This window comes from Acinetobacter sp. P1(2023), from assembly GCF_028367635.1.
In the GTDB taxonomy this organism is placed as follows: Bacteria; Pseudomonadota; Gammaproteobacteria; order Pseudomonadales; family Moraxellaceae; genus Acinetobacter; species Acinetobacter pittii_E.
On sequence record NZ_JAQNDD010000001.1, the window covers coordinates 238,275 to 263,935 of the forward strand.

General features: G+C 38.7%; 27 protein-coding genes, 1 tRNA gene and 1 pseudogene. 7 read left to right on the forward strand and 22 right to left on the reverse strand.

Annotated elements, in window-relative coordinates; genetic code table 11:
* Positions 1 to 148: 148 nt before the first annotated feature.
* The 10 genes from POD11_RS01055 to POD11_RS01105 all read right to left on the reverse strand — a co-directional run bounded on the left by POD11_RS01055 (position 149) and on the right by POD11_RS01105 (position 9,894).
* Positions 149 to 760 carry a DapH/DapD/GlmU-related protein gene (locus POD11_RS01055; RefSeq protein WP_262456020.1) on the reverse strand — a complete coding sequence of 204 codons (612 nt, stop codon included), beginning with the start codon at positions 758 to 760 and terminating at the stop codon, positions 149 to 151.
* Positions 753 to 1,352, reverse strand: a complete 600-nt coding sequence (locus POD11_RS01060; protein WP_224992517.1) for an IMPACT family protein — start codon at positions 1,350 to 1,352, stop codon at positions 753 to 755. Before POD11_RS01060 ends, POD11_RS01055 begins: the two co-directional genes overlap by 8 nt.
* Before the next feature lie 92 nt (positions 1,353 to 1,444).
* Positions 1,445 to 2,635 (reverse strand): HlyD family efflux transporter periplasmic adaptor subunit, encoded by a 1,191-nt coding sequence (locus POD11_RS01065; protein WP_016141535.1) that lies wholly within the window; start codon positions 2,633 to 2,635, stop codon positions 1,445 to 1,447.
* Entirely contained in the window at positions 2,632 to 4,773 is a 2,142-nt protein-coding gene (locus POD11_RS01070) for a type I secretion system permease/ATPase (RefSeq protein ID WP_016141536.1), read from the reverse strand. Before POD11_RS01070 ends, POD11_RS01065 begins: the two co-directional genes overlap by 4 nt.
* Positions 4,770 to 6,236: a TolC family protein gene (locus POD11_RS17620; protein ID WP_016141537.1), complete on the reverse strand. Its 1,467-nt coding sequence runs from the start codon at positions 6,234 to 6,236 to the stop codon at positions 4,770 to 4,772. The genes POD11_RS01070 and POD11_RS17620 overlap by 4 nt, the downstream gene beginning before the upstream one ends.
* A gap of 273 nt (positions 6,237 to 6,509) precedes the next feature.
* Positions 6,510 to 7,256 (reverse strand): LPS export ABC transporter ATP-binding protein, encoded by a 747-nt coding sequence (lptB, locus tag POD11_RS01085; RefSeq protein ID WP_009389082.1) that lies wholly within the window; start codon positions 7,254 to 7,256, stop codon positions 6,510 to 6,512.
* Positions 7,256 to 7,804: a lipopolysaccharide transport periplasmic protein LptA gene (gene lptA / locus POD11_RS01090; protein WP_262456021.1), complete on the reverse strand. Its 549-nt coding sequence runs from the start codon at positions 7,802 to 7,804 to the stop codon at positions 7,256 to 7,258. The genes lptB and lptA overlap by 1 nt, the downstream gene beginning before the upstream one ends.
* Entirely contained in the window at positions 7,788 to 8,336 is a 549-nt protein-coding gene (lptC, locus tag POD11_RS01095; RefSeq protein WP_016141539.1) for an LPS export ABC transporter periplasmic protein LptC, read from the reverse strand. The genes lptA and lptC overlap by 17 nt, the downstream gene beginning before the upstream one ends.
* A 37-nt stretch (positions 8,337 to 8,373) precedes the next feature.
* On the reverse strand, positions 8,374 to 8,913 hold the full coding sequence (locus POD11_RS01100; protein WP_016141540.1) for a KdsC family phosphatase: 540 nt from the start codon (positions 8,911 to 8,913) through the stop codon (positions 8,374 to 8,376).
* Between the two features lie 3 nt (positions 8,914 to 8,916).
* Positions 8,917 to 9,894, reverse strand: a complete 978-nt coding sequence (locus POD11_RS01105; protein ID WP_224992514.1) for a KpsF/GutQ family sugar-phosphate isomerase — start codon at positions 9,892 to 9,894, stop codon at positions 8,917 to 8,919.
* A 213-nt stretch (positions 9,895 to 10,107) separates the two neighbouring features.
* Between POD11_RS01105 and cysS the strand changes: the two genes are divergently transcribed.
* Together cysS and POD11_RS01115 are read left to right on the forward strand one after the other, a co-directional pair.
* Complete coding sequence (gene cysS / locus POD11_RS01110) at positions 10,108 to 11,529, forward strand: cysteine--tRNA ligase (RefSeq protein ID WP_262456022.1); 1,422 nt, start codon at positions 10,108 to 10,110, stop codon at positions 11,527 to 11,529.
* Between the two features lie 63 nt (positions 11,530 to 11,592).
* Positions 11,593 to 11,668, forward strand: a tRNA-Gly gene (locus POD11_RS01115).
* A 91-nt stretch (positions 11,669 to 11,759) separates the two neighbouring features.
* On the opposite strand, the gene POD11_RS01120 is transcribed toward POD11_RS01115, so the two are convergent.
* The 6 genes from POD11_RS01120 to POD11_RS01145 form a co-directional block, all read right to left on the reverse strand.
* Complete coding sequence (locus tag POD11_RS01120) at positions 11,760 to 12,512, reverse strand: hypothetical protein (protein WP_262456024.1); 753 nt, start codon at positions 12,510 to 12,512, stop codon at positions 11,760 to 11,762.
* A gap of 87 nt (positions 12,513 to 12,599) precedes the next feature.
* Positions 12,600 to 12,935 carry a hypothetical protein gene (locus POD11_RS01125; RefSeq protein WP_163119961.1) on the reverse strand — a complete coding sequence of 112 codons (336 nt, stop codon included), beginning with the start codon at positions 12,933 to 12,935 and terminating at the stop codon, positions 12,600 to 12,602.
* Between the two features lie 77 nt (positions 12,936 to 13,012).
* Complete coding sequence (locus tag POD11_RS01130; protein WP_262456025.1) at positions 13,013 to 13,582, reverse strand: hypothetical protein; 570 nt, start codon at positions 13,580 to 13,582, stop codon at positions 13,013 to 13,015.
* 86 nt (positions 13,583 to 13,668) lie between these two features.
* A complete protein-coding gene (locus tag POD11_RS01135) occupies positions 13,669 to 14,187 on the reverse strand; it encodes an antA/AntB antirepressor family protein (RefSeq protein ID WP_163119963.1) in 519 nt (172 codons plus the stop codon).
* Between the two features lie 985 nt (positions 14,188 to 15,172).
* Positions 15,173 to 15,502, reverse strand: a complete 330-nt coding sequence (locus tag POD11_RS01140; RefSeq protein WP_262456026.1) for an envelope fusion protein — start codon at positions 15,500 to 15,502, stop codon at positions 15,173 to 15,175.
* Positions 15,503 to 15,588: 86 nt separating this feature from the next.
* Complete coding sequence (locus tag POD11_RS01145; protein ID WP_262456027.1) at positions 15,589 to 16,035, reverse strand: winged helix-turn-helix transcriptional regulator; 447 nt, start codon at positions 16,033 to 16,035, stop codon at positions 15,589 to 15,591.
* Positions 16,036 to 16,145: 110 nt separating this feature from the next.
* Here POD11_RS01145 and POD11_RS01150 point away from each other — a divergent pair, with 110 nt between their 5' ends.
* Positions 16,146 to 17,396 carry an MFS transporter gene (locus POD11_RS01150; RefSeq protein WP_262456029.1) on the forward strand — a complete coding sequence of 417 codons (1,251 nt, stop codon included), beginning with the start codon at positions 16,146 to 16,148 and terminating at the stop codon, positions 17,394 to 17,396.
* Between the two features lie 149 nt (positions 17,397 to 17,545).
* The gene (locus POD11_RS01155; protein ID WP_262456030.1) at positions 17,546 to 17,950 is read left to right on the forward strand and encodes a hypothetical protein; all 405 of its coding nucleotides are present in this window, start codon (positions 17,546 to 17,548) and stop codon (positions 17,948 to 17,950) included.
* A 164-nt stretch (positions 17,951 to 18,114) separates the two neighbouring features.
* Here POD11_RS01155 and POD11_RS01160 read toward each other — a convergent pair whose 3' ends face one another.
* Positions 18,115 to 19,362, reverse strand: coding sequence for a mechanosensitive ion channel family protein (locus POD11_RS01160; protein WP_262456031.1), 1,248 nt, complete (start codon positions 19,360 to 19,362; stop codon positions 18,115 to 18,117).
* A 193-nt stretch (positions 19,363 to 19,555) separates the two neighbouring features.
* Between POD11_RS01160 and POD11_RS01165 the strand changes: the two are divergent.
* Positions 19,556 to 19,642: pseudogene (locus POD11_RS01165) on the forward strand (DUF3592 domain-containing protein); the annotation flags it as partial.
* Positions 19,643 to 19,646: 4 nt separating this feature from the next.
* Here the strand turns inward: POD11_RS01165 and POD11_RS01170 are convergent.
* From POD11_RS01170 to POD11_RS01185, 4 genes are read right to left on the reverse strand one after another with little or no spacing between them, the layout of a single operon-like run.
* Positions 19,647 to 20,291 carry a glycosyltransferase gene (locus tag POD11_RS01170; protein ID WP_262456032.1) on the reverse strand — a complete coding sequence of 215 codons (645 nt, stop codon included), beginning with the start codon at positions 20,289 to 20,291 and terminating at the stop codon, positions 19,647 to 19,649.
* Entirely contained in the window at positions 20,288 to 20,887 is a 600-nt protein-coding gene (locus tag POD11_RS01175) for a class I SAM-dependent methyltransferase (RefSeq protein WP_262456033.1), read from the reverse strand. Before POD11_RS01175 ends, POD11_RS01170 begins: the two co-directional genes overlap by 4 nt.
* The gene (locus POD11_RS01180; protein WP_262456034.1) at positions 20,862 to 21,656 is read right to left on the reverse strand and encodes a PIG-L deacetylase family protein; all 795 of its coding nucleotides are present in this window, start codon (positions 21,654 to 21,656) and stop codon (positions 20,862 to 20,864) included. Before POD11_RS01180 ends, POD11_RS01175 begins: the two co-directional genes overlap by 26 nt.
* Positions 21,644 to 22,657, reverse strand: a complete 1,014-nt coding sequence (locus POD11_RS01185) for an acyl-CoA dehydrogenase (RefSeq protein ID WP_262456035.1) — start codon at positions 22,655 to 22,657, stop codon at positions 21,644 to 21,646. Before POD11_RS01185 ends, POD11_RS01180 begins: the two co-directional genes overlap by 13 nt.
* A 249-nt stretch (positions 22,658 to 22,906) precedes the next feature.
* Here POD11_RS01185 and POD11_RS01190 point away from each other — a divergent pair, with 249 nt between their 5' ends.
* Together POD11_RS01190 and POD11_RS01200 are read left to right on the forward strand one after the other, a co-directional pair.
* Entirely contained in the window at positions 22,907 to 23,140 is a 234-nt protein-coding gene (locus tag POD11_RS01190) for a DUF2171 domain-containing protein (RefSeq protein WP_016141633.1), read from the forward strand.
* A 296-nt stretch (positions 23,141 to 23,436) separates the two neighbouring features.
* Complete coding sequence (locus tag POD11_RS01200) at positions 23,437 to 24,378, forward strand: metal-dependent hydrolase (RefSeq protein ID WP_262456036.1); 942 nt, start codon at positions 23,437 to 23,439, stop codon at positions 24,376 to 24,378.
* A 53-nt stretch (positions 24,379 to 24,431) separates the two neighbouring features.
* Here the strand turns inward: POD11_RS01200 and POD11_RS01205 are convergent, their stop codons facing one another.
* Complete coding sequence (locus tag POD11_RS01205) at positions 24,432 to 24,986, reverse strand: TetR/AcrR family transcriptional regulator (protein ID WP_262456037.1); 555 nt, start codon at positions 24,984 to 24,986, stop codon at positions 24,432 to 24,434.
* Between the last annotated feature and the right edge of the window lie 675 nt (positions 24,987 to 25,661).

Sequence of the window (25,661 nt, forward strand, 5' to 3'; positions counted from 1 at the left end):
TCTCTTCTTCAGGTCTATTGCCTTGGAGATTATTATTAAAACTTAGCTTTAACTTAACATAGATAAAAATTGGTATGTTAAGGTTTATGTATAAAAACCAACTTTTTTGTTTAAAGATCAAACATTTTATTACATTCTTAAAACTGCATTATTCTCTTAAGCGAATAAATCTTGCTGGATTCCCACCGATAATATGGTAGGGCTCAACATCTTTGGTCACCATACTATTCATCCCGACCACAGCATGTTTACCGATTTTTATACCGTCTTTGATCCCCACATGTGCACCCAACCAAACGTCCTGCTCAATTTCAATTCCTTTAGAAGTGACAGGCTGTTGGTAAAGCGGGCGGTCTAATTGCATCCCATGATCAAACGCATATAAATGACAATATGCTGCAATTCGAACTTGATCATGCAATTTTATGCCAGCTCGTCCACCATCTAAAATACAATGATGATTAATCGCGACTTCGTTACCGATTTCAAGCGGTCCATGTAATGTGCAATCAGCCGCAATAAAACTATTATCACCAATGATAATTTTGCGCCCCGGCTCAGCAAAAATGTGTGCTAGGGGTGAAATAAAACAATTTTCACCAATCTCAACGGTTTCCATATCCATTAAATAGGCTTGATATTCTTTTTGCCACTCTTCAGCCCAAGCACGATTTTTAGGTTTTAAACTCCAATATAACCAGGGCATATAGTTTAAGCGATGCTTATGTTGCTCACGATATTTCAATAAGGAATCAGTCATCTGTTAATTCCTCTTCTATTTTTAATTCTTCACGACCACGGGTTACATCTCTAAGTTTTAACGCCAGCGGTTCAATTTGATGTATTTGTAACCGTGCCTCAATATCTACACCCGTTGCTGTGTAAGTTTCCTGATATTCAATTTGTTGTTGAGTCAGCTCATATTGGAAGATCGCCCATTCATTAAAATGGCAAGAAAAGTAAATTGTCTTTTTCGCAATGAGTTCAATGCGTTCAGCCAACAGTAAACATTGTCCAGCACAACCCCCATATGCTCTAACAAGGCCGCCTGTTCCTAGTTTTATTCCACCATACCAACGGTTAACCATCACTATAATATTGGTTAAATCATTCCCTTCAATGGTTGCCAAGATTGGACGCCCTGCTGTTCCTGACGGTTCACCGTCATCGTTAAAGCGTACGTTATGCCCAATTTTCCATGCCCAACATTGGTGAGTGGTCGAGATATCTTTGTTGTATTCTAAAAATTCTTTAACTTGCTGTTCATTTTCGACTGGCGCAGCGATGGCCTGAAATCTGCTTTTTTTAATTTCTTCTTCAAATGTAATCTGTGATGCAATCGTAAAAGCCATAAATTAAATAAAGCATAATAAAAATCAAATTATAACGTGAATTTAAAAGAATCAAACCCATAAAAAAGCCCCGAATCTCGGGGCTTTTTTTATTATCTTTCTCGTAATGCTTCTTTGGCTTTATTAAATGGTTTAAGTAAGTAATCCAGTACTGTTTTTTCACCAGTACGAATATCTACTGTTGCCACCATACCCGGTGTAATTCCAAATGCTTTACCTTCTTTATTATAAAGCTTGTCAGAATCAGTGCGGATATAAACACGGTAATAGAATTGGTCTTGTTTAACCTCATCACGAATCGTGTCTGGTGAAATAACCGTAACTTTACCTTTTAAACCACCATAAATTGAGTAATCGTAGGCAGTAATCTTAACCAGAGCTTCTTGTCCCGGACGAATAAAGGCAATGTCACGCGGCAAAATACGCGCTTCAATCAGCAGTTGCTCATCGATTGGTACAATCGTCATCAGTTTACCGTTTTGTGGAATAACACCACCATGCGTAGTCACCGCAATTTCTTTTACAACCCCACGTACCGGCGCTCTAAACACTGCACGATCTAAACTGTCACTACGGCCCAGTACGATTTGTTGCTGTGTTTTACTATCAGTCGTAGCCTTAGATAGCTCTTCACGTGCTTTCACATAATACTGGTTCTGCGCATCATTCATTTTGTTTTGCAGATCATTTGCTTCACGACGTAGACGTAAAACCTCGACCTCACTTGCTGCACCTTTTGCAACTAACGGCTCTGTCATTGCCAGTTCTTGTTGCACCAGTTGTAAAGCCTGTCTTAAACCTGCAAGCGTTTGCTCAAGATCAGCGCGACGAGAGCGGTATAGCGCTGTTTCTTCTTGTACAAGCTTTGGTTCTTTCATCACAATTTCAGGGAAAACCAAGGGTGTACCATTTACTTCCGCACGCAAACGCGCTGCTGTCGCTTGAGCAGAGATCAGTAAAGATCTTGATTCACCGACATTTGACGCAAAACGGGTTGGATCAAGCTGTGCAAGAATTTGTCCTTTTTGAACAATGTCGCCTTCTTGTACATTCAGCTTGGTTAAAATACCACCTTCTAAAGACTGGATGACCTGTTCTTTAGATGATGGAATCACTTTACCCGTACCGGTAGAAACTTCTTCAAGTTTAAATACCCATGCCCAGATAAAGAAAATAACTAAACCGATTCCCACAATCCAGATCACTAAACTGGCACGTGGTAATGGTGGCTCACTATAAGAGACATTCATTGAACGGGTGAGTTCTTGTTGTTGTTCGCTCATGAATTACCCCCTTGGCTCACTTGTTTTTGTTGGGCTGTTGATTGATTAAGGACCTGATCTCTTGGACCATCCATCACGATTTTGCCTTCGTTAACGACAATAATACGGTCCACCAGATCTAAAACAGCTCGGCGGTGGGTCGCAACGACCAAAGTACGATGTGCTAGCCAAACTTTTAAATGATCAATCAGTTGTTTCTCTGCCACATCATCAATCGCTGCTGTCGGTTCATCCAACAGTAAAATATTAGGTTGACGAATCAATAGACGTGCCAGTAACAATGCTTGTTTCTGACCACCAGAGAAACCAACACCACCTTCTAAAATCAGGTGATCTAGCCCTTCTTTTTTCTCTTGAACAAAAGGTAATGCACCCGTCACCACCAAAGCACGAAGAATATCTTCATCTGTTGCAAGTGGCGCACCTAAAGTGAGGTTTTCACGAATCGTACCGTAGAAAAGATGTGCATTTTGGTTGAGTAGGCCCATATCACGGCGTACATCAGATGGGTCAATTAAAGAAAGATCAAGACCATCTAAGTGCACTGCACCTTGAGTTGGAACTTGCATACCAGATAGAAGCTGAAGCAGTGTCGATTTACCTGCACCATTACGGCCTAAGATTGCAATTTTTTCACCCGCACGAATTTTTAAATGGCGAATGGCCAAACTTGGTTTCGGGTCTTCTTCTCCATATTGGAACAAGACATTTTTTAATTCATAATCGCCATTTAAAACAGCTTTATGTACCAGATGCGAACGGTCCGCCTGATCGATCGGGCGTTGCATGAGTTCATCAAGACTTTGTTTTGCAACTTTTGCTTGCTGTAAACGGCCTAACACACCTGTAATTTGTGCAACCGGGCCTAACATACGTGAAGATAAAATTGAACACGCAACTAAAGCACCCGTAGTCATTTCACCGTCCATCACGGCAAAACATCCCACTAACACCACAATTGCATAGGTCAAGCCTTGTAGCATTTGAGTCCATGCCATTAAGGTCCCAACAATTTTACGCTGTCTCATCCCGATATCGGCTGAAACTTCGTTCATGTGGTTCCACTGGTTTTGGAAACGAGACTCAGCACGTAATAGTTTGATATCTTCAATACCTTGCACCGCTTCAACAAGAATCGCGTTACGGATTGAGGATTCTCTCATACCTTCTTGTGCGAGTTGCGCTAGTTTTTTCTGTGCCAGAATACCCGGCAAAAGCATAAGAGGTACAACTAGCAACATCACCCAAAACAGTTTTCCACCAATAATGGCAAAGATGATCAGGAACAGGAAAAAGAATGGGAAATCGGCAATGGCACTAATGGTGGTTGATGTCACCAATTCACGAACCCCTTCGAGTTCACGAATCTGGGAAATAAAACTACCGGTAGATTTTGAGCGGTCTTTATTTTTGATGCGTAAGGCATGACCAAATACACGATCAGAAACACGTAAGTCAGCACGTTTACCAATAATATCGGACAAATACACTCGCGATATACGTAAGGTAAACTCGAAAAGTGCCGCAATGAGTACACCACCTGCCAGTACCCATAAAGTCGGAATAGACTGAGAAGGTACAACGCGGTCATACACTTGCATTGAGAAAATAATGGTTGCCAGTGCCAATACATTGGCGATGAGTGAAGCAAACATAATATCAACGTAGCGTTTCCAGTCTCTTAGAACGATTGACCAGAACCAGCTCGCTTCATATGGCTTGATATATTCATCAATACGCGCATCGGGAATAGAGGTTTCAGGGCGCAGAATATAGACATTCTTAATTGTAGTTTTTAAGACATCTAAGCTTAAATTTTGAGAAAGGCCATGATCTCCACTAAACTGAATACTGACGTTTCCTTGAGTATCAGCTTTATCAATTACACCGACTTGACCGTCATTGAACTCGACCATGACAGGTAAACGCCATGGGTTGAGCAACTCTAAAGAAAATGGCACTTTACGTAAATTGAGTCCAACTTGACGTGTAATGAGCTGTAAAACATCATCAAGATTTTGATTTTGGTTCCAGTCAAGTTGTAAACGAATTCTTTCTTCTGAAGGCTCAATTCTATAATGTTTAGCAATCGTCAAGACTGCCTGTAACCAGGGCTGGTAGTTTATTTTTGTCATCATGGTTGTACTTCGAACCCCTGAATTGAAATATTATTTAAGTCATAAGCTTGGCGAGAACGTCCTGTTGCTGCAATGTACTGAACAATACTGCTGTAAATATCATAACGTGCAGTTTCGAGTTCTGAATTAGCACTATGAATCGCTTGTTCGGCATTTAATAAATCGACCAATGAACGTGTACCGAGTTTGTACTGTTCTTGATAAAGCTCACGTGTACGAACTGTCGTTGCTTGGCGATTTGCTAAAACCTGCATTTGTCGTTGTTTATTTTCAATTTGCTCACGGCTAGTTCTGATCTGGTCGAGAACATCCAGATAAACAGAATTCACTTTAGATTTAGCGGCTTCTTCTGCATAACTCGCCATTTTTACCTGAGAAGAAACTGCTCCACCTTGATAAAACTGGCTGGTTGCTTCAAGCATGACTGAACTATACAGACCATCGTCTTCATCATTATTTGGATTTTTGCCATTAATGGCCTGACTCAAAGAACCTTTGACTGCCAAAGTTGGATAACGTGTTAAACGGGTCTGCTCTTTTTGCGCTTTAGCGACTTCAATACCCGCTTGAGCTGCGATCATTTTTGGAATGGTATTAAACTGAGGCTCACCATATAAATCAGATACTTTCACCAAATCATCTGAAATAATCCATCCCGTTCGAGAAACATCGCCACCCAATAATGTTCTTAAATGCTGCTGATATTGACGTAACAATGATTGCTGAGCAATCAGACCAGACTGAGCAGCTTGCAAATAAGATTGGGCTTGAATTGGATCGGCTTGGCTACTAATACCAGCATTTGCACGTAAATTAGCGATTTCCTGAATTCGCTGAATACCTGCAATTTGCTGTTCGGCAATTTTATTTAACTGAAGATAGCGCTGAATATTGATAATCGACTGTGCGACATCAAGTGCAATATCATCAATGCTGACCAGAACATTGGCCTGCTCGACTTGCAGCTTAGCCTTCTCAACCGATACACCTGATTTCACTTTGCCAAAATCATAGAGCATTTGAGTTGCATTTAAAGTCAATAACTGCCGACCACGCTCACCACTGCTCAAGTCACCTGTGGTAATACCACCTGAAATTTGAGGGTAATAACCCGCCTTTGCAACATCAATACCGGCGTTTTGGCCAGCTAAAGTTGAAATGGCTTGGGAAATATCAGGGTTACGCTGGATTGCGATTCTCACCGCTTCCTGCAGAGTCATTTTCCTTGATGGCAGAGTTGAATAAGATGAAGCTGCTCGATCATTGAGTTGAACAGTCGGAAACTCCTGAACTCTAGAACGATCTAGCTTAAAATTACTCAACTCTTGCATTTTAGCAACTTTAAATTCATCGCTACTTTTAGGGGTAAAAAGCTGCGATAAGTTGTTTTTCAATGTGTGATATTGCTCACTTGGTTTAGCAGCATATATCACCATAGGTACATGCAATGTAGTTAAAAGCATCAACCCTTTCAGGAAAGCCGGCTTTTTACATGTCCTTTTTACTCTTCTCTGGTTATATCCAATCATGCTTGTCTTGTTGATCTTGTTTGTTATCGTTTAAAAGCTTCTACATTCTACATATTTTTTTGCATAAAGAAGCATAAATGAAGGAATAATTCACACATTATTTTTTCATCAATTGTTTAGACTAATTTATTGTTTTTAAAATATAAATATAAAAAAACTAAAAAGAGGCACTGACCTCTTTTTAGCCAAACAGATTAACTTTTTTATTTAAACTGTAAAATCGTCACCTAAGTAGACTTTACGTACCTGTTCGTTATCCAGAATTTCTTGTGGCGTGCCTTCGGCAATTACAGCCCCTTCACTCACAATATATGCACGTTCACAAATTGCTAGAGTTTCACGTACGTTATGGTCAGTAATGAGTACACCAATACCACGATCTTTTAAGGTCTGGATAATATCTTTAATATCTCCAACCGAAATTGGATCGACGCCGGCAAACGGTTCATCAAGTAACATAAATTTAGGATCAGCAGCCAATGCACGTGCAATTTCAGCACGGCGGCGCTCACCACCAGACACACTCATGCCCAATGAATCTTTAATATGACTGATTTTAAAGTCATTCAATAATTCAGTAAGACGTTGCTGGCGCTGTTGCTTATTTAAGTCTTTGCGTGTTTCTAAAATAGACATAATATTTTCAGCAATTGTTAGCTTTCTAAAAATAGAAGCTTCTTGCGGAAGATATCCAATCCCTTTACGTGCCCGTTCATGCATTGCCAAATCAGACATATCAAGATCATCAAGGTGAATTTCACCTTTATCCATACGCACGAGTCCAACAACCATATAGAAACTTGTTGTTTTTCCTGCACCGTTAGGGCCAAGCAAACCAACAATCTGTCCACTTTGCATACTAAAAGATACGTCTTTGACGACCCAACGTTTACTATAGTTTTTTGCTAAGTGCTTAATACACAAAGTTTGGGGTTGTTGAAGAGCTTGTTGCATTAGTCACGCGCTCCTGGGAAACTTTTTGAAGTTGATGGCGGAATAATAATCTGAACACGGTTAGATGATGAGCCTTGTGCTTCAACATCGCCTTTATTCATACTATATTTCAGTGAGTTACCACGAATACTTGAACCATCTTGATATAGATATGCACCACCAGTCAAAGTAATAATGCCTGTATCTGCATTATAAACAATGGTTTGACCCTCGCCTCGTGCAACGCCTTTGTCTGCACTAATTTGCTGTTGGAATTTAGACGGTCTACCTTTGGCAGTAATCGTTTGAATTTCACGCTTAGCGTTTAGAGTAGCCACAATTGAGTCGGCTTGAAGCCTCATCGTACCTTGCTCAATCACGACATTACCCGTATAAGTCGTTAAACCCGTTTTCTCATTATAAGTTGCACGGTCTGCCACTAACGAAATTTGTTGATTACGGTCAGACGGTAAAGCAAAAGTCGAAGCAGATGATAAAGCAACGAATGTAATTACCGCAGCTTGTTTTAGGAAAGCTGAAGAACGTTTTAAATTAAGACTTTGGTGCATACTTTCCTCGAATATTAAAAAATTCGTACTGACCATTATTCAAATTGGCTTTTAGTCCTTTGCTGACAAAATCGCCTTGCGGAGATTGAACAACGACCTGATGATTCGTTTCAATTTCTCTGGTTTTTGGATAGCCAGTTAACTCATCAGTATGGAATTCAATCTTTCCTTGTGGCGCAAGTTTAGTAGCGACCACATCGCCCGATAATATAACTTTACGGTTATCATCGTAGCCATTTGCCTGTTTTGCAAAGAACGTTGCATCAACTTTGCCATCTTTATACATCGAGGCATTGAGTTGATCCAACTTTGATGTTTTTTGTTGCATATCCTGTTCAAGCTGACGAACTTCAGCACGAATATACAAATTGCCTTGATCATCAGTTTGAGTCAAATGGACGCCCTGCGCTGAATATGTCATATTCTTCGCAGAACCAATGTCTAGTTTTTTTGCCTTGCCACTATAGTAGTAATAACCACCACTTATAGCAGCAACTACTACAGCAACAATTGATAAAACTCTGGTATCCATGAGCAGGAATAGCCTACCTTTTTAAGTAATCTTATTATTAATGCGGTACTGCAAGATATTTTTCAAGAAGTTCTTGGTAAATGCCTTTTGCGATCAGCAACATATCACAGACTTCACGTACAGCACCACGCCCGCCCATCGATTGCGTAACCAAATGCGCACGGCGACGTACTTCTTCGTGACCATTTGGCACAGTAACACTCATACCTGCAATTGCAAAAGCCGACAAATCAGGCCAATCATCGCCCATATATAAGCAGTCAGACGGCAAAATATTAAACTGTGCACATGCTTCACGAAGTGCTGAGCCTTTGTCTTCACGGCCTTGAAAGACTAGATCTACACCTAAGTCAGACATGCGTTTTTCAACAATATTACTTTTTCGGCCTGTGATAATAATGACTTTCATGTTCGCTTGCTGCACAAGCTTCATGCCTAAACCATCACGAATATCGAATGATTTAATTTCATCGCCACTATTGGTTAACGTTACAAAGCCATCACTCAAAATACCATCAACATCCAGAACCAATGCCTGTAAATGACGTGCTTGTTCTAACAATGCATAAGATGCCATTGATTAATTTACCCCTGCCTGAATAAGGTCATGCATACTAATTACACCAATCACTTTGTTTTGGTCATCGACCACCACAAACTGACTAATTTTTTTCAGGTTAAGCTGTTGTAGAGCTTCTACCGCACGTGCTTCTTGAGAAATAGTTGACGGTTTCTTTGTCATCACTTCAGAAACAGGCAAAGTCACATCGAAACCTTGCTGTTTATCAATTAAACGGCGCAAGTCACCATCGGTGAAAATACCAAGCAAATGGTCTTGGTCATCTACAATTGTGGTCAAGCCTAAACGTTTATTAGAGATTTCATAAAGCACTTGATTCATTGGCGTGTCTGGTGAAACTTTTGGCAGCTCATCGCCTGTATGCATGAGGTGTTTTACATGTAAAAGTAAGCGTTTACCCAACGCACCTGCTGGGTGCGAACGAGCAAAATCATCTGCAGTAAAACCACGTGCTTCTAGTAAAGCGACAGCCAGTGCATCACCCAAAACTAAAGTTGCTGTCGTACTCGACGTAGGTGCCAAACCTAATGGGCAAGCCTCGTCAGACTCACCTAAAGTTAAAGCGATGTCGGCATTTTGCGGCATTGGACCTTTATCATCACGGCTAATGGTAATAAGAGGAACGCCAAGATGTTTGATTAACGGCATCAACATCATGATTTCATCACTTTTTCCAGAATTGGAAATCGCAATTAAAACATCTCCACGAACCAGCATTCCCAAATCGCCATGCCCAGCTTCGCCCGGATGCATAAAGAAAGATGGTGTACCAGTTGAGGCGAAAGTTGCAGCCATTTTACGGCCAATATGCCCTGACTTACCCATGCCAGTGATCACAACACGACCTTTACACTGTAACAATATTTCACAAGCTCGGTTAAAACTGTCACCAATTTGTGTTGCTAACACGTCTAAGGCTTGTTGCTCAATACGCAATGTTGCTAATGCGCTGCTTTGGAAATCTGTAGGATTGGGCATACGAGTTTGACTCAAAATAATTGATCTGATCTCTTGTGAAGATCGGTGATTTTAATCAAAAGATTTGGGGGCATTCTAACATAACTCAATCATCTACACGTTTTTAAATGTATAAGATTTCACAAGCTTATAAAATTCTTGCATAAACCTTTGTGAAAAATGATGCATCAGTTATGATGTAACACTGTTTTTGTTGAGTGTTTGAAAACCCTTATGCAACCGTTTGTTTTATATAACTCTGAGCAACGAAAAAAAGTTGAATTTGTACCTCGCAAAGAAGGTCACATCGATATGTACGTCTGCGGTATGACCGTTTACGACTACTGTCATATCGGGCATGCTCGAGTTATGGTTGCATTTGACTACATTATTCGTTTCTTACGTAGTCAAGGCTGGAAGGTTCGCTATATTCGCAACATTACCGACATTGACGACAAAATCATTAAACGTGCGAATGAGAATGGTGAAACAATCCAACAACTCACCACTCGTTTCATCGACGCAATGAATGAAGATGCTGCGAACTTAGGCTGTTTAGCGCCAGATGAAGCGCCTAAAGCCACTGAATATATTGATCAGATGCAAAACATGATTGGCAATCTGGTCAACAAAGGCGCTGCGTACCCTGCTCCAAACGGCGATGTTTATTTTGAAGTGACCAAATTTGAAAAATATGGTCGCCTCTCTGGCCGTAAGCTGGATGATATGCAAGCTGGCGCAAGTGAGCGTGTTGATGTAGAAGTTGAAAAGAAACATCCTTTTGACTTTGTACTATGGAAACATGCAAAAGAAAATGAACCATCTTGGGCATCTCCTTGGGGTAATGGCCGTCCGGGTTGGCACATTGAATGTTCTGCAATGTCGACTTGCTGCCTAGGCAATCACTTTGACATTCATGGTGGTGGTTCAGATTTAATGTTCCCGCACCATGAAAATGAAATTGCGCAAAGTGAAGCTTCGACTGGTGAGCAATATGTAAACTACTGGATGCATGTTGGTTTCATTAACGTTGATGGTGAAAAGATGTCTAAGTCTTTAGGCAACTTCTTTACGATTCGTGACGTGATGGAGAAATTCCACCCTGAAGTGATCCGCTACTTTATTGTGTCTTCACACTATCGTAGTCCAGTGAACTTCTCTGATGTGGCACTTAAAGAAGCAAAAACTTCTTTAACTCGCTTCTACCATTCATTTAAAGCTTATCAACAAGTTTACGGTCAAACGACAACTGAAGCGCTTGATCAAAGCTTTATTGAACGCTTTAACAATGCAATGTGTGACGATTTCAATACTGCTGAAGCAATGGCGGTATTGTTTGAACTGAACAAAGAGTTAAACCGTGCTGTAAAAGAAGAACAAGCTGACCAAGCGACTATTCTTTATTCGACATTACGTTACCTCACCAACATTTTAGGTTTGGTACAACACAATGTAGATGATTTCTTAAAATCAGATATTGGACAAGAAGCGCTTGCTTTGTCTGATGCTGAAATTGAAGACTTTATTCAACAACGTGTGGATGCTAAAAAAGCAAAAGACTTTGCTAAAGCAGATGGTATTCGCCAGTCTTTACTTGACCAAGGTGTTGTACTTGAAGATACTCGTCAAGGTACAGTTTGGCGTCGTGCTGATTAAATGTTCAATTAAATCACAAGAGTGTTGACACTTTAGTGAAACACTCTATAATGTGCTCACATTGCGGGAATAGCTCAGTTGGTAGAGCATAACCTTGCCAAGGTTGGGGTCGCGAGTTCGAGTCTCGTTTCCCGCTCCAAAATTCAAAAACCACTTAATTCGAAAGAATTAGGTGGTTTTTTTATTGGCTGTTGGTTAGCTTTGATTAATTAAAAAATATTTGCGACATTTCACTTAACTTGTGGATACATCAAATTCATAAAATTATAAGCATTTGTAAAACCATCAAGATAAATAGTCTCCTCATATGTATCACCAAATTCATGGAATCTAGTCCTCATTATCTCTCCTCTCTTCATCTGTTCTATGATATTGGCAGCTTGTGAACCGATAAAAATAGATGTAGTTTTTAAAGGAGTATTTTTATCAATTCTTACATAGTGATCGATTAAAGGATTAAGCTTATCTGGCTCATTACTTACTGAAAAAACTAAGCCATGTTTGGCAGATTTTAAGATCATAATTGCATATTTTGTTATCGAACAATTTCTGATAGCCGTTATTTGATCTATATAGCAAACAACTTTCCAGCCGTCGCCAAAAGGATCATCTTCACCAGCAACTGGAAATACAGCCACTATTTCTTTCTGACTTAAAGTTCTATACATGTAATTTCCATCAGGAAATTCTTTTATCTCAAAATACTCATTTTTCTCAGTATCTTTCTTAATAATTGAATCCCCATATGCTGGCAACATCCCCAGTTTTTTCAGTTCACCTCTTGACACATCTTCAAATTCAATTTTTCTCTGCTTATCTTCTAGCTTCTCTCTTAAAGTTGTCGACTCTGAATTGGCTGGATGAGTATATGAACCTTCCGAAAGTGTTTTACTTAAATTACTCAGCCTATCCCAATCCTCAGCATAAGAGTTTGAAAAATTAAAAATGCATAATAGACCCAATATTAAATTTATTCTTTTCATGAAATTACCTATATTTCTTAATAATAGTAATTTAACAAGTGGTTAATAAAGGCACAATAAAAACTACCCAAGGGTAGTTTTTATTTTTTACTTTTGAACATATTCTGGAAATTCTTTTAGAATAGATTTACAGGTAAGTTCTTTTCCTTCTTCTCGAACATGGCGATCATATTCCATCAAACCAAATTTAAGTACTTCCATTCCATATTCTTCTCCAAGCTCATGCTTAAAACATTTTTTAGTCTCTGAAATCATTTCTTTATTATACTTACTATATCCACATTCAACTTGTGCTCTCGTAAGCAATCCATGAACAGCAACTATCTGCTCGCAATAGGTAGGTTGTTCACCATTTTTAGGTGCTAAAGCATATACAGATGACGTATTTAAAATTACCAAACCCAATAAAATAATCTTATTCATAATAATTACCCCCTTTAATAATGAGTAGAATTTAACAGTTCAGATAATAAAAAAATATCCATAGACGATTTCCCATTTTATTTTCTTTGCTCAAGTAACGCCTGATGAGTAATTTTCCATGGCTCAAAATTTTCCTGCTCCAAGGTATACTTAAATTTATTAGCGGGAAAATTATTGCCCCCATCAACCCCACCGTATTTACTATCTGCGTAGTCCCAGCTGATTACTTCAAATTTATTTGCAGTAATTTTTTTAATAGACTCAATATATTTATAGTTGATATCTATATTATCGCCAAAAGCATAATCGCTTTGAATAGTATAAGGTTTCCAATCTCCCCCATATCTAGCCACCTCAGTGACAAAACTAGACATGGTTCCCGAACCTCCTAAGCATCCCATATCTCCGCCCCATAATATATAAAATACATATTCATTATTTTCTTTATCATATTTAACTGTTGTAACATCCTTAATAGTTGTTGGCCTGCCATTTTCAGGATCTTTTTCAAAAGAACTCATACATGAAACAAGTTCAGAATATTGTTTTACCATATTTAAAATTTTTTGTTTATCTTCGACTTCAGTTGAAGCATTAATGAAAGGTGATAAGACTAATACACCACCTAATAAAATTATTTTTTTCATGAAATTACCCTTTATTACTAATGGTCAAAATCTAACATTTAAGATATTAAAAAACCACCTCGAAAGGTGGTTTCTTCTTTAACCACTTAGATTAAAAGTGGCTGCATCTTTTGTTTTAACTCTTCAACTTTATGTTTTGCTTTCGGTTTAAGTTGCTTACCAACCAAACATAAAGTCCTTCCAGCTTTAGAAGCAATGTCTGTTAAAGTCTCAAGATCCAATGTAGCTCGATTAAATTGATCTATTAAATGGAAAGCTGATTGCCTTAATACTTTCTCACAGTTAATAAAGTAACGGCGTGCAATTCGCCCCTGCTCATTGTTTTCTACCATTGATAGCTCTTTGGCAACGTCCAGTGTTAATAAATACTCCTGATAAGCCTTTCTACTATAGAGTCTTTCGCCTTTTACCGAAAAAACAATATAGTCTTCATTTTCAACAAATCGATAAGTTTTGATTCGCCTTTTTATCCAGTCAGCAAAACGATCTTCACTTTTCAACCATTGATGTAAAGTGCGGGCATCAACACAAGGTTGAATCTCTCCACCAATTATAGCATCCACAACTGGAATTAAAGAATTGTGTAATGTGTGGGGTTTATGCATATGCAAGTCCTCTTATAAAGAGTTCCGCTACGCTACAAAATCAAGGAAATAAAACGAAAAAATAAATTTTATTAGTTAGTTATAAATTAGGAAAAGAGAAACCTACCAAACGAAATGTTTAGTGGATTAAACCAAAGGTTTACTAAAGTAAACAAAATGTTTACTTACATAAACCTCTAGACTAATATTTACTAACTAAAGTTAGTAAAGCATGCTTTACTAAAGTTAATTTTTAACCGTTTTACATGTTAAGTATCCTTAATTTGTGCTGGTCAGCAGCGGTTAGAAATTAGGTCTCTCGTGATTGCAGTTATGAGAAACCACCTGAACCACAAAAAAGATCAAGTATTGCAGTACTTGGTCTTTTTTTTATCCACAAAGTCAACAAGCTGGTAAAACAGTTTTCTATATGGAAGAGTTCTGGCTTTTACTTTATAAGAGTTGTGCTTAAATAACTAGATGTTTACCAAACAACTGCTGTATTTTGTTACATCATAATTATTCATATATGAATAACTTTGTTATTAAATAAATTATAAAATTCATTCTCCAACTTATAACTTACCTAGCATTACCTTTTATTACCTAATATGAAGCTAGATTCATAATCTACGTTATAAATTAATAATGCAGTTATTATTCATTTATGCATAATTTCATTCTTTAAAGAAATATTTAATTACAATTTTACCTCTCTTTCAGGCGATAAAACTTAAACTTAATAATGAGCTATTCCTTAGCTACAACGCTCATTTAAATTTTTAAATCTTGTTATTTCACCTTTATTCTAGTCATAAGTTTTAATAAGCATGTAGGATTATCAGCCTCATAACTATTTTTTATCTCAACAGCACTAAATTAAAGTCTAGCCAAAATTAAGATCATTCGTTAAAGCTCGTTTTTCCTTCTCTAAAATTAAAAAACCACCTAACTAAAAAAATTAGATGGTTTCTAGTATCGGTTAGTTAGCTACTTTCACTAACCCTCAAATATTTTTAGCCAAGTCTTTTGCCAAACATTGTTCATGCCAAGTGGTTTGAAAATTCTCGACAGCTTTTGATTTGATAAGAGGGTCTTCAAATAGCTTTGAAGAATATGCAGATTTGATAAGCTCTTGATAAAGTTGTTTGGCTTGTTGCTCTTCAAGATGATTGGCGATGTCATGTAACTCTTTAGCTGGCACTTCATGTTGTCTCGCATCCATCACGCCACTTGCTGCTTTCTTCACAGTTTCACAGTAATGGAGTTCCATTGCTTCGGATGCTGCATAACATTGAATTGAAATTGCGCTTATAAAGAGGAATATAAATCTCATAATCTCACCTTAATTTGACGCGCAAGGTTATCAACTAATCTGCCCAAATTTAAGTTAAAAAAGGTTATTTTTTCTATTCACTTATTTTATTTCACCTTTTGCACTTGAGTATCAGAGGCTTTTAGCACTTCTCCATCTGCTGAGACGGGTGCCATAAATGGAATTTGCTGACCTGTATTTTTATCAACTAATAGAGAATGGCGCTCTCCACTTTCAAATAAGTTTTGCTCTCCCCATTGGCGTAAAGCTACAACTACTGGGAACAAACCCTCCCCTTTATCGGTCAATACATATTCTTGATAAGCCGTGCCATCCGAAGCATCTTGCATTTCAAGAACACCAGCATCTACTAATTTTTTTAGTCGGTCAGAAAGAATATTTCGCGCAACGCCCAAGCTTCGCTGAAAATCTCCAAAACGGCGCATTCCATCAAAAGCATCACGCACAATGAGCAGTGACCAGCGGTCGCCTATCAGGTTGACGCAACGCGCAACAGGACAAGGCTCGTCTTTTAACAATGTTGAGTTTGCCATCAGATTTCCCTACAAATTATCCAAAACAAGTTACCTAGTTGCATTTTAAAACTAGTAGGTCTAACATTCAACTAGTTGCATTTTAAAACTAGATTAAATGGATTTAGGCCATGAAAGCTTCTCTTGCATCTTCTACTTCATACGCCAAAAGTGATAAACCGCTTTCAAGCATGCCTCGTGGCGTAATAATGCTGTTTGCTATAGCAAGTGGTGCAAGCGTAGCAAATGTTTACTATGCACAGCCTTTGCTCGACATATTGGCTAGAGACTTTAATGTTAGTCATGCCGCCATTGGCGGTGTGGTTACAGCCACTCAAATAGGGTGTGCCCTAGCCCTCGTGTTTTTAGTGCCATTGGGTGATCTTGTAAATCGGCGGCGATTAATGGCTATGCAGTTGTTGGCTTTAATATTTGCATTGTTAATAGTTGCCTTTGCTCACTCTACAATTATTCTTTTAATGGGAATGCTTGCGGTGGGTTTACTCGGCACAGCCATGACACAAGGGCTTATTGCCTATGCCGCGAGTGCTGCTCTCCCACATGAACAAGGACATGTAGTCGGTACTGCACAAAGTGGTGTGTTCATTGGCTTACTGCTTGCTCGTGTATTTTCAGGTGGAATTAGTGATGTGGCGGGTTGGCGCGGCGTGTACTTTTGCTCAGCCATTATCATGCTCATGATTGCATTACCCCTTTGGAAACGTTTGCCTCATTTAAATGTTCAGCCTGTTAGCATGCGCTACCTGCAACTTTTAGCATCCATGTTCAAACTGCTGCGCCAAGAAAAAGTATTACAAGTACGCGGTGTATTAGCCTTACTCATGTTCGCGGCATTCAATATTTTTTGGAGTGCATTGGTACTACCATTGAGTGAACCGCCTTACAGTTTTTCGCATACTATTATTGGGTCTTTTGGTCTCGTTGGTATTATTGGTGCTCTGGCTGCCGCACGTGCGGGTTATTGGGCCGACCGCGGATATGCCCAGCGCACAAGCGTGGCAGCACTCGCAATATTACTGCTTGCTTGGGGTCCAATCTCACTCATGGGTTACTCGCTTTGGGCACTAGTAATAGGTATCGTATTGCTAGACTTAGGCGGACAGGCTCTACACGTGACTAACCAGAGTATGATTTTTCGTACTCGTCCAGAAGCGCATAGTCGGCTTGTTGGTCTATACATGCTGTTTTATGCAATTGGTAGTGGTTTGGGTGCAATCAGTACCACAGTGACTTATGCCTATGCTGGATGGTTTGGCGTATGTGCCTTAGGTGCAAGTGTTAGTTTGTTAGCGCTAGTCTTTTGGTGGATGACACGACGTATTGTGCCTCAAATCACCAATGAAAAAGATAACAATATATAAATAAATAAAATATAATATTAAAAAAGTTTTATAAACCAATGAATAAGAAAGCTTAGTCTTTAAATCTTAAGTTCGAACGGTAATAGAATGAAATCTTCTTTAACAATCTAAAGATTGATATGCAACTTTAGTCAATTACTATCAAATATATGCAACCCCCTATAGGAACAAAATTGGGTATTAATAATAAATTGATTTATACGGTTGTATTTGCCCTTGTTGCAGGATGCCATCAACAAGAAGCAAACGACAGTACTAATGCTGTGAAACTTCCTGTTTATCAGTACAATGGTATTTCTGCATCAGCACGCTTAACAGGAATTTTGCAGTTAAAACAAGAATGTCTCTATGTGAACGATATCCTCATTGTCTTTCCAGAACATAGCGCTCAGTGGGATGCTGAAAAAAATACTTTAAGTTATAAAGGTCAGCACATCGGCTTAGGGGGTACATTAGATATTGCTGGAGGGAGTGGTAATTTTGAGCAAGACAACCTGCGTATTAAACATTTAAGCCCAATGTGTGATCATCAGAATATTTGGTTTGCGGGCTAATCTAATTTTCGCTCCGCTCAACGTCTAGATTTTAAATGGAACGATTTAATTCACTATCAGATTTACAGATTTTTCTCACAGGTCACTAGAGATGAAACATTAAAAAAAGCCCCATCTGGGAGCTTTTTTTAATAGTTGAGGAGCTACTATTAACAACTCAAAACTTAACTTGGATTAATCTCGGTAGTTAATCTTTGCAAATCATGACCCGAAGGCGCTTGGTAAACGCGTAAACCAAATTCAGGAAGAATCGCAATTAAATGATCGAAAATATCTGACTGAATTGCCTCATAAGAAACCCATGCAATGGTATTGGTAAATGCATAGACTTCTAAAGGTAAACCTTGGCTGGTCGGTTGTAACTGGCGAACCATAATCGTTTGGTTTTGAGCAATGCCCTTGTGCTGGCGCAAGTAAAATTCAACATAGGCTCTAAATGTACCAATGTTAGTTAAACGGCGCTTGTTATAACGAGATTGATTGCTTAATTGCTTATTAAACTCTTCAATTTCAGATTGTTTCGCATCAAGATATTGATCTAATAATAAAAACTCTTTTAATTTTTGCTGCTCGTCATCAGTCATGAAATGCACACTGCTTTGATCAAGAAAGAGTGAACGCTTCATACGGCGACAACCCGAATTGCTCATGCCTCGCCAGTTTTTAAAAGTATCGGTAACCAGTTTATTGGTTGGAATAGTGGTATAGGTTTTATCAAAATTTTGAACAGTCACTGTATGCAATGAAATATCAATCACATCACCATCAGCATTTAGAGATGGCATTTCAATCCAGTCGCCAATGCGCACCATGTCATAAGAAGCGATTTGGACACTCGCGACTAGTGACAAAATAGTGTTTTGGAAAACCAGCATTAATACTGCTGCCATCGCACCGAAGCCTGCAAGTAAAGTGAACACATCCTTTTTAAGGAATGTTCCCAAAATCATGAGACCACAAACCACAAATAAAATGAGTTTAACCAGCTGTAAATAACCTTTAATCGGTTTATTTCTAGATTTTGGGTTACGCTGATAAATAAGGTTAAATATATTTAATATTTCACTGACCGTAAGCGCCAAAGTTAAGAAAATAAAGGCTTGTGCGCCCATTTCTACAAAAGTAATAAATTTTGGAGATAGATGAGGCACTGTTGCAATACCGTTCATAATCACAACGGCAGGAATAATATTTGCAAATCTCTTTATGACGCTATGCTGAGCAAAAATAGACTGATTTGGTGATTTGAGCTTTGTAACTAAATGACGAACGCCCCGAACAATAATGCGTTTGGCAATAAAATTTGCGATTGCAGCAAATAAAATCAAAATAGTGAGTGAAACAAACATCTCTAGCCAAGGATATTGGCTTAACTCACCCCGAATATCACGAAAAAAATTTAAAAAATCCAAACCTATACACCTTAACACTTTATTTTCACTAATTTTAAGGGCTAAGGCATTTGATCATAAGGTTTGTTTACATATGTAGTCATAAATACAACAACTAAGTTATATACCCTGCTCAAATTTAATTATGATCTGTTCATTTTAAAACTTCTTATATTTATGGTTTAGTCGGATTATATAAAGTAGATTGAACCTAAAATATACAGTCGGTAGCATCATCAATATTAAATATGACCCTAAAAATTTAAAGAACATTTCAATATTGGGCGAGGTCATGCTTTAAGTCATTAGAGATTATTTAGAAAGTAAGATAATCCCTGCGGCGCACGCCCATTTAAGCGACTACTCGTTGTGACTCGCACCAAATTACTCCAAGTAATATTGCAACAATGCTTGAGCAATTTTTTGATTAAAGACACATCTTCATGACATGAAATAGGCTCAAAGCCACCGACCAAAAGGTAGACCTCTGCACTAAAACTTAAATTTGCTCCATGAATATGCGCATGCTCCATCTCATCTTTATAGTGTGCTAAATATTTTTGCCGTTTAGTGATAGAGAGATGACTAAAATCATCGAGCGTTACAGTGCCGCAAATTGCATCTGTAGGTTGATGCTGGATTTGATAGCGCAGCCAATCAGGACTGACGACGGTGTCTGCATCGGTACAAGCAATCCATGTGACTCCTCTTTCAATTAAATGGCGAATACCTAAGTCTCTCGCTTGCCCAACACATGCATAGTCGCATTCAATCCAATTGATTTGATGCCCTTGTACGATCAAACGCGACCGATCTGTACAGCTATCGAGTACCACAAGCACTTCTACGTCATAACCACTGATGTTATCGATCGCCACCTGAATAGATTGCAGACAGGCAGATAAATAGTACTCTTCGTTATGCGCGGGAATGACGATACCTATTTTCATCTTAGTTTTTCCTGCTGTGCTAAAGAGGAAGTGTTCGCCGTCCATAGATCAATCATAAAATCTGGATCGTTTAAGCTGAGATAGTGATGAAATGGAAAATGTTGCTGAAAAGCTTGATGGACTTGCTCAGCGTTTAACTCAAAATCTTGAATTTCATGACGCCAGTGGCAACACAAAATTTCACCTTCATCATTTAAACTATGTTTTAACTTTTCAATAAACTCATGTAACTCATCCTTGGATAAGTAATAGGCCATCTCACTAATTAGAATCAGATCAAATTTTTGAATTGAGTAGTCTTCGGGTATTTTTCTATTTTCAACAACAACATGCTCAAATTCTTTTAAACGCTCTGAAGCCAAACGAACAGCATTCTCAGAAACATCTATACATACCAATTGCTCAGCTCTTTGCGCTAAATGAAAACTTAAATGTCCGTTTGAACAGCCGACTTCTAGCACTTTTGGATAGCGGGGTTTTGTCAGCAGCGCGAGACAAATTTGTCTTTTACGCGCTTCATACCAGTAAGCGTCATAGCCCCATGGATCACTGTTATGACGATATAAATCTTCAAAGTACATGCGAGAATGAATCACTTAAATAAACCTCATAAGGCATTAAAAGACGCTTAATCGCACTTGGAGATAGCACTGCGGCATTCCCCGTGCTTTCATCTGCTTCTAGTTGGGTTTTAAACTGCAAAATTGCTTGATGTTTTTTAGTTAGCTGTTCTTGTGTTAAGGAATACGCTTTTGCTCGTTGCCAATCAATTCGGGGGTCTAAAGGCTTTGCCCAATGCCAAGCCCAGATTAATACGTGTAAACATAGGAGTTGCTTAGCAGTTGCATAGGCTTGTACGGTTTTACCGACTGCTTCATGGTCTGGATGTCCATCAAGTTCATAACTACAAATTAGAATATCGTTGGCTTGAACCATCTGATCTAGACACTGCCAGAGTTGCTCGGTTTGCAAATGAATCTGACCATCTAACAAATTAAGTTCTACATGCTCGGTTGACTCTGCTACGTCTAGACAATTTAAGGCCGCCAAGCTTTCTTGCGGACGAAGAATATTGAGCTGGTCTGGAGGATATTTTGTAGAGTTAGGATGGCTTTGTGTGCCGTTACTCACAGCTAAAACCACTATTTTACAATTCAGCGTGATCAGTTGCTGCATTAACCCGCCACAGCCAAGCACTTCATCATCAGGATGTGGAGCGACAATCACCACCCTTTTAGAACGAAATAACTCAAGATCTAAAGGCGCTAACGGATGATCTTTAAATGCATTTAACCATTGCTCTTTGGCCGTGCCCTCACCAAAAATAATGCGGTCTTCAACCAAAGGATGTTTTAAAGTTCCCATAGGCTTTGCTCCGACACACAGAGTTCTGCAATTTGCTCATAGTCAAAAGCAGCATGACTTTGTCGTATAAACACAGGCAAATCTGCCATGAGCTGAGCAAAGGTTGCATCTTCACAAAAAGGACGCGCGCCTAAAGCTTTCCCTACTCGTTCAATAACGCTCAGACAACATTGTTCTGTTTGAGCACGTAATATGCGTATTTCACGCTCATGACTTAGCGTTGGTTTATTGTCAATTAACTCGGCAACATATTGAAAATAGTGTTTGGTAATTTCTAATTGTTGAGCGGCCTCGCCTAAATACAATTTTTTATATGGATTAGGATTGGCCTGACAACTTTCTTGCAAATAACCCGCTAAGCGCACGGCAGCACCATACCAACAGGCCGCAACACCTGCTGCACCATGCCAAAAACCTGGACGTTTTAAATAACTATTTGGCTGACCTATTGCCGTAACAGGCGTATTTTTAAAAGTTACTTGCGCGGTCTGTGTTGCATGCATGCCTACAGCCTGCCAATGGCTTAAATCGGTAGTGATGGATGGATGACTTAAGTCGGCAATACAAAGCTGCGCCTGCCCCTGCTGATCTTTATAACTCATTAAAGCTTTTTGGATAAACTCCGCGCCAGAGCACCACGGTTTAATGCCATTACAAAGGTCATTAGTGACTTGCAAAGGCGCTGGTCCGCCATCGGCTGCCCAAACCGCCCAAGTCTTGTTATCTATTTCTTGTTGATAACCCAATTCATTTAAAATGCTTAAGGCATCGCAATGAGATTCAAAAAGCTTAGCTAGACTTAAATCAACCCCAGCAATCTGCCCAAAAAGTTGCCAACGTTGATAAGTCTGCCCCGAAGCTGGATGAGGTAAATTTTTCGCTACATTGATTAATTGATAGAGCAAACTAATACGCAGCTTACTTTTAACCTCAGCTGAGGCAGTTTCAAATTCATTTAAGATACTCAAAATCGTCATGTTTATAGGTATTTTGATATTCATTGCAAATAATTATTTATAAGACTTAACTCAACCATAACTAAACATTTCTGTTTAAATAAACACGTAAATTGTAATAAAAAGAAAAATAATATTAGTTTTATATCCAATTATTTCATTGTTATCCAAATATTCTTATTAAGTGAACTTATAATCCGATCATGTAAGGTTTATTAAAAACCCAACATTTAAGCGATTATTTAAAGTAATTTAGTTCTTACCGTTTTTCTATTTCCAAAGAAGAGGTCCAAAATGAATACTTTAAATATTAATGATATTAAAAAACATGCTGATGTCATTGCTTCATGTGGCACAAAAGTAGGAACTGTCGACCATCTTGATGGTGAGAACCAACTCAAACTCACCCGAGATGAAAGTGGCCAACATCACCTTATCCCTACTGGATGGATTGGGGAAGTGAAAGAAAACCAAGTCATTCTGAATAAAAATTCAGAAGAAGTTAAAGAGCAATGGCAAGCAATCTAGGCTTGAAGCACGGCGAAGTTATTCACCGTGGTCATTTATAATTAAAATATTTCACTATAAAAATAAATGAGCAGGCTTAAATTATTTTAGGCCTAAAGGATAAAAATGAAGGCTCCTTTTTACTAAGGAGCCTTTTTTATTGCATAAGCTTCAAAAACACGAAGTGACAATGCTTTTTATCTGAACAAACCATTGAAGGGATATTTTTGTCCCTTAAGCACATGGTGATTAAGTTGACTGAATGCTAAAAATGACCCATTCGCATTAAATAAACAATTATGAATAGGGTGACGGATATGCTCACAGGGAATCATCAGCTTAAAGCAAGAAAAGTACATTTTGATTTTGCGGAGTCGTCCGTTTGCTGGATGCCAAATGATCCTCTATGCTCTCATGTCGCCAATGGCATTAACATGCTCTTACCGGCTGGTGAGTTTTGGTTTTGCCGCGTGTTTAATAAAACCCTGCCCTTGATTACCGATGAAACATTAAAACAAGAAGTGATTGGATTTGTCCGCCAAGAAGCGGCCCATGCACGTGCTCATGAAAAAGCTCAAGATTTCTTACGTGAAAATGGCTACGACATACAAGAGACACTCAACCGTGCCCATTTTGTTTTTAACATTTTATTGGGTGACAAACCTTTAGGCATGCCTTTTTTAAAAGGTGAAAAGCTAGATGAATATTGGCTACTTTTCCGAGTAGGTGTGATTGCCGCAATCGAGCACTTTACTGGCACCATTGGCCAGTGGACACTCGACAGTAAGACGTGGGACAAAGCCGACCCTGCTATGGCAGATTTGTTCCGTTGGCATTTGGCTGAAGAAGTTGAACATCGCTGTGTTGCTTACGATTTATTTGAGCATCTCTTAACAAATAAATTTGGTTTTTATGTGTCGCGCCAAGTGATTATGGCGGCGGTTTTCCCACTGTTTATTTACTTCCTTACTGACTTTGCCCGTAGTCTAGGTAAGCAGGATTTAGAGCATGAGGATATTCAAAAACTAATGCGCCGTGGCTACTTCAAAATTATTCGTGAATTTGAAAAAACTGCGACTCGCTCAGACAACTTACCGACCATAAAATATTTATGGAAAGCGACATTAAGATGGGCTTCTCCAAAATTTAATCCGCTTCATGAGGGAGACACCGCGCAAGCTTTAGCTTATATGGCTCGCTCGCCTGCGGTCCAATATTTTGAAGGAATGCATTCTGCAAAATCTGTGTCATTAAGTTAAACATTCTGAAATAAAAGCCCCTGAATTGGGGCTTTTTTTAAGTTTTTATCTGATTAAGCCAAGTTTAAAAAGAAATAATCTAATAACCGTGCTCTGTCATCTACACCATTTTTGCCTAAAAGCTGCACCATCGCCCCATCAATCATAAATAAAAACATATAGGCATCTTGGACCGAAGCGGTCGATTTGAGCGTTAAAAGTAGCTTATATATTTCATCAATAAACCAGTTTCTGTAGTCGACCACAATTTTATAGGCAACTGGATAAAGCTTTTCAATTTCAAAAATTGCCTTAAATGGCAAACGGTAAAAACCATCTAAATTGGCATGTAGAAAGTAAATCTCCTTCAGTTTATCGAGCACCATTTGTTCATTGTAGGAGTTGAAAATTGAAAGTACTTTTACTTTGAGTGCATCTGTCTGAAAAGTAAGACTCATCTCGATGAGCCGTTCTTTTGAATGGAAGATTTTATAAAACGTAGTTTTAGACACTTGTGCTTCGGCAATAATTCGATCAACACCGATTTTTTGAAACCCATCTTGATTAAATAAGTCTTTTGCTGTGTGAAGCACTCTTAATGCTGTAAAGGAAGATTGTAAATTTGGCATAGATATACCGCTTAAAATAATTTTTTGTTGTATCTAAAAGAGATAGAAATACCGTCACTCTTAAAATGAGTGCTAAAAACAGACATGAATAAGCAGTACCAAAACGGCGTGCTCACCTATCTCGGGTTTTATTGTTGCTATGATTTTTAGTCGTAACGATTCTTAAGGCGTAAAAAACCTAGAGTCGATTAAACCCATTGATAGAGTATTTAAACGGTATGAATAGAGAGACTTTGGCAAAGGCCAATAAAGAAGAAATAGTACGCATGAGCGGACTCCTTTGGCTATAAAGAATTCACTACATTACTGTCAAATAATGGTGGTGAAACGAGAGAAGGTTGACAGACTGATAGCCAAAAGATCAGCACACCCGAAGGTGTCCCCCTCCCGTTCCACCGCAGAGGGGGCACGCAGGGATGCCCACAAAAAAGAGAGACTTTTTCGTGTGCGTTGGCTATCCGACCTGTCAAAGTCGACTGGCAATGTGGCCAGCAGGCAAAGCATAATCGGAGGGATTTAGAGTGTCAATGTGATATTGGATAGAAAATAATTGAATAAATATTATTTTTCATTGGATTAGAATATCTTATTACTACATAGAAATTCATTATTTAGTAAAAATAATAATAGAATAAAAGAGGGTTAGCAGACTGGGCATATAGAACCAGCACGCAC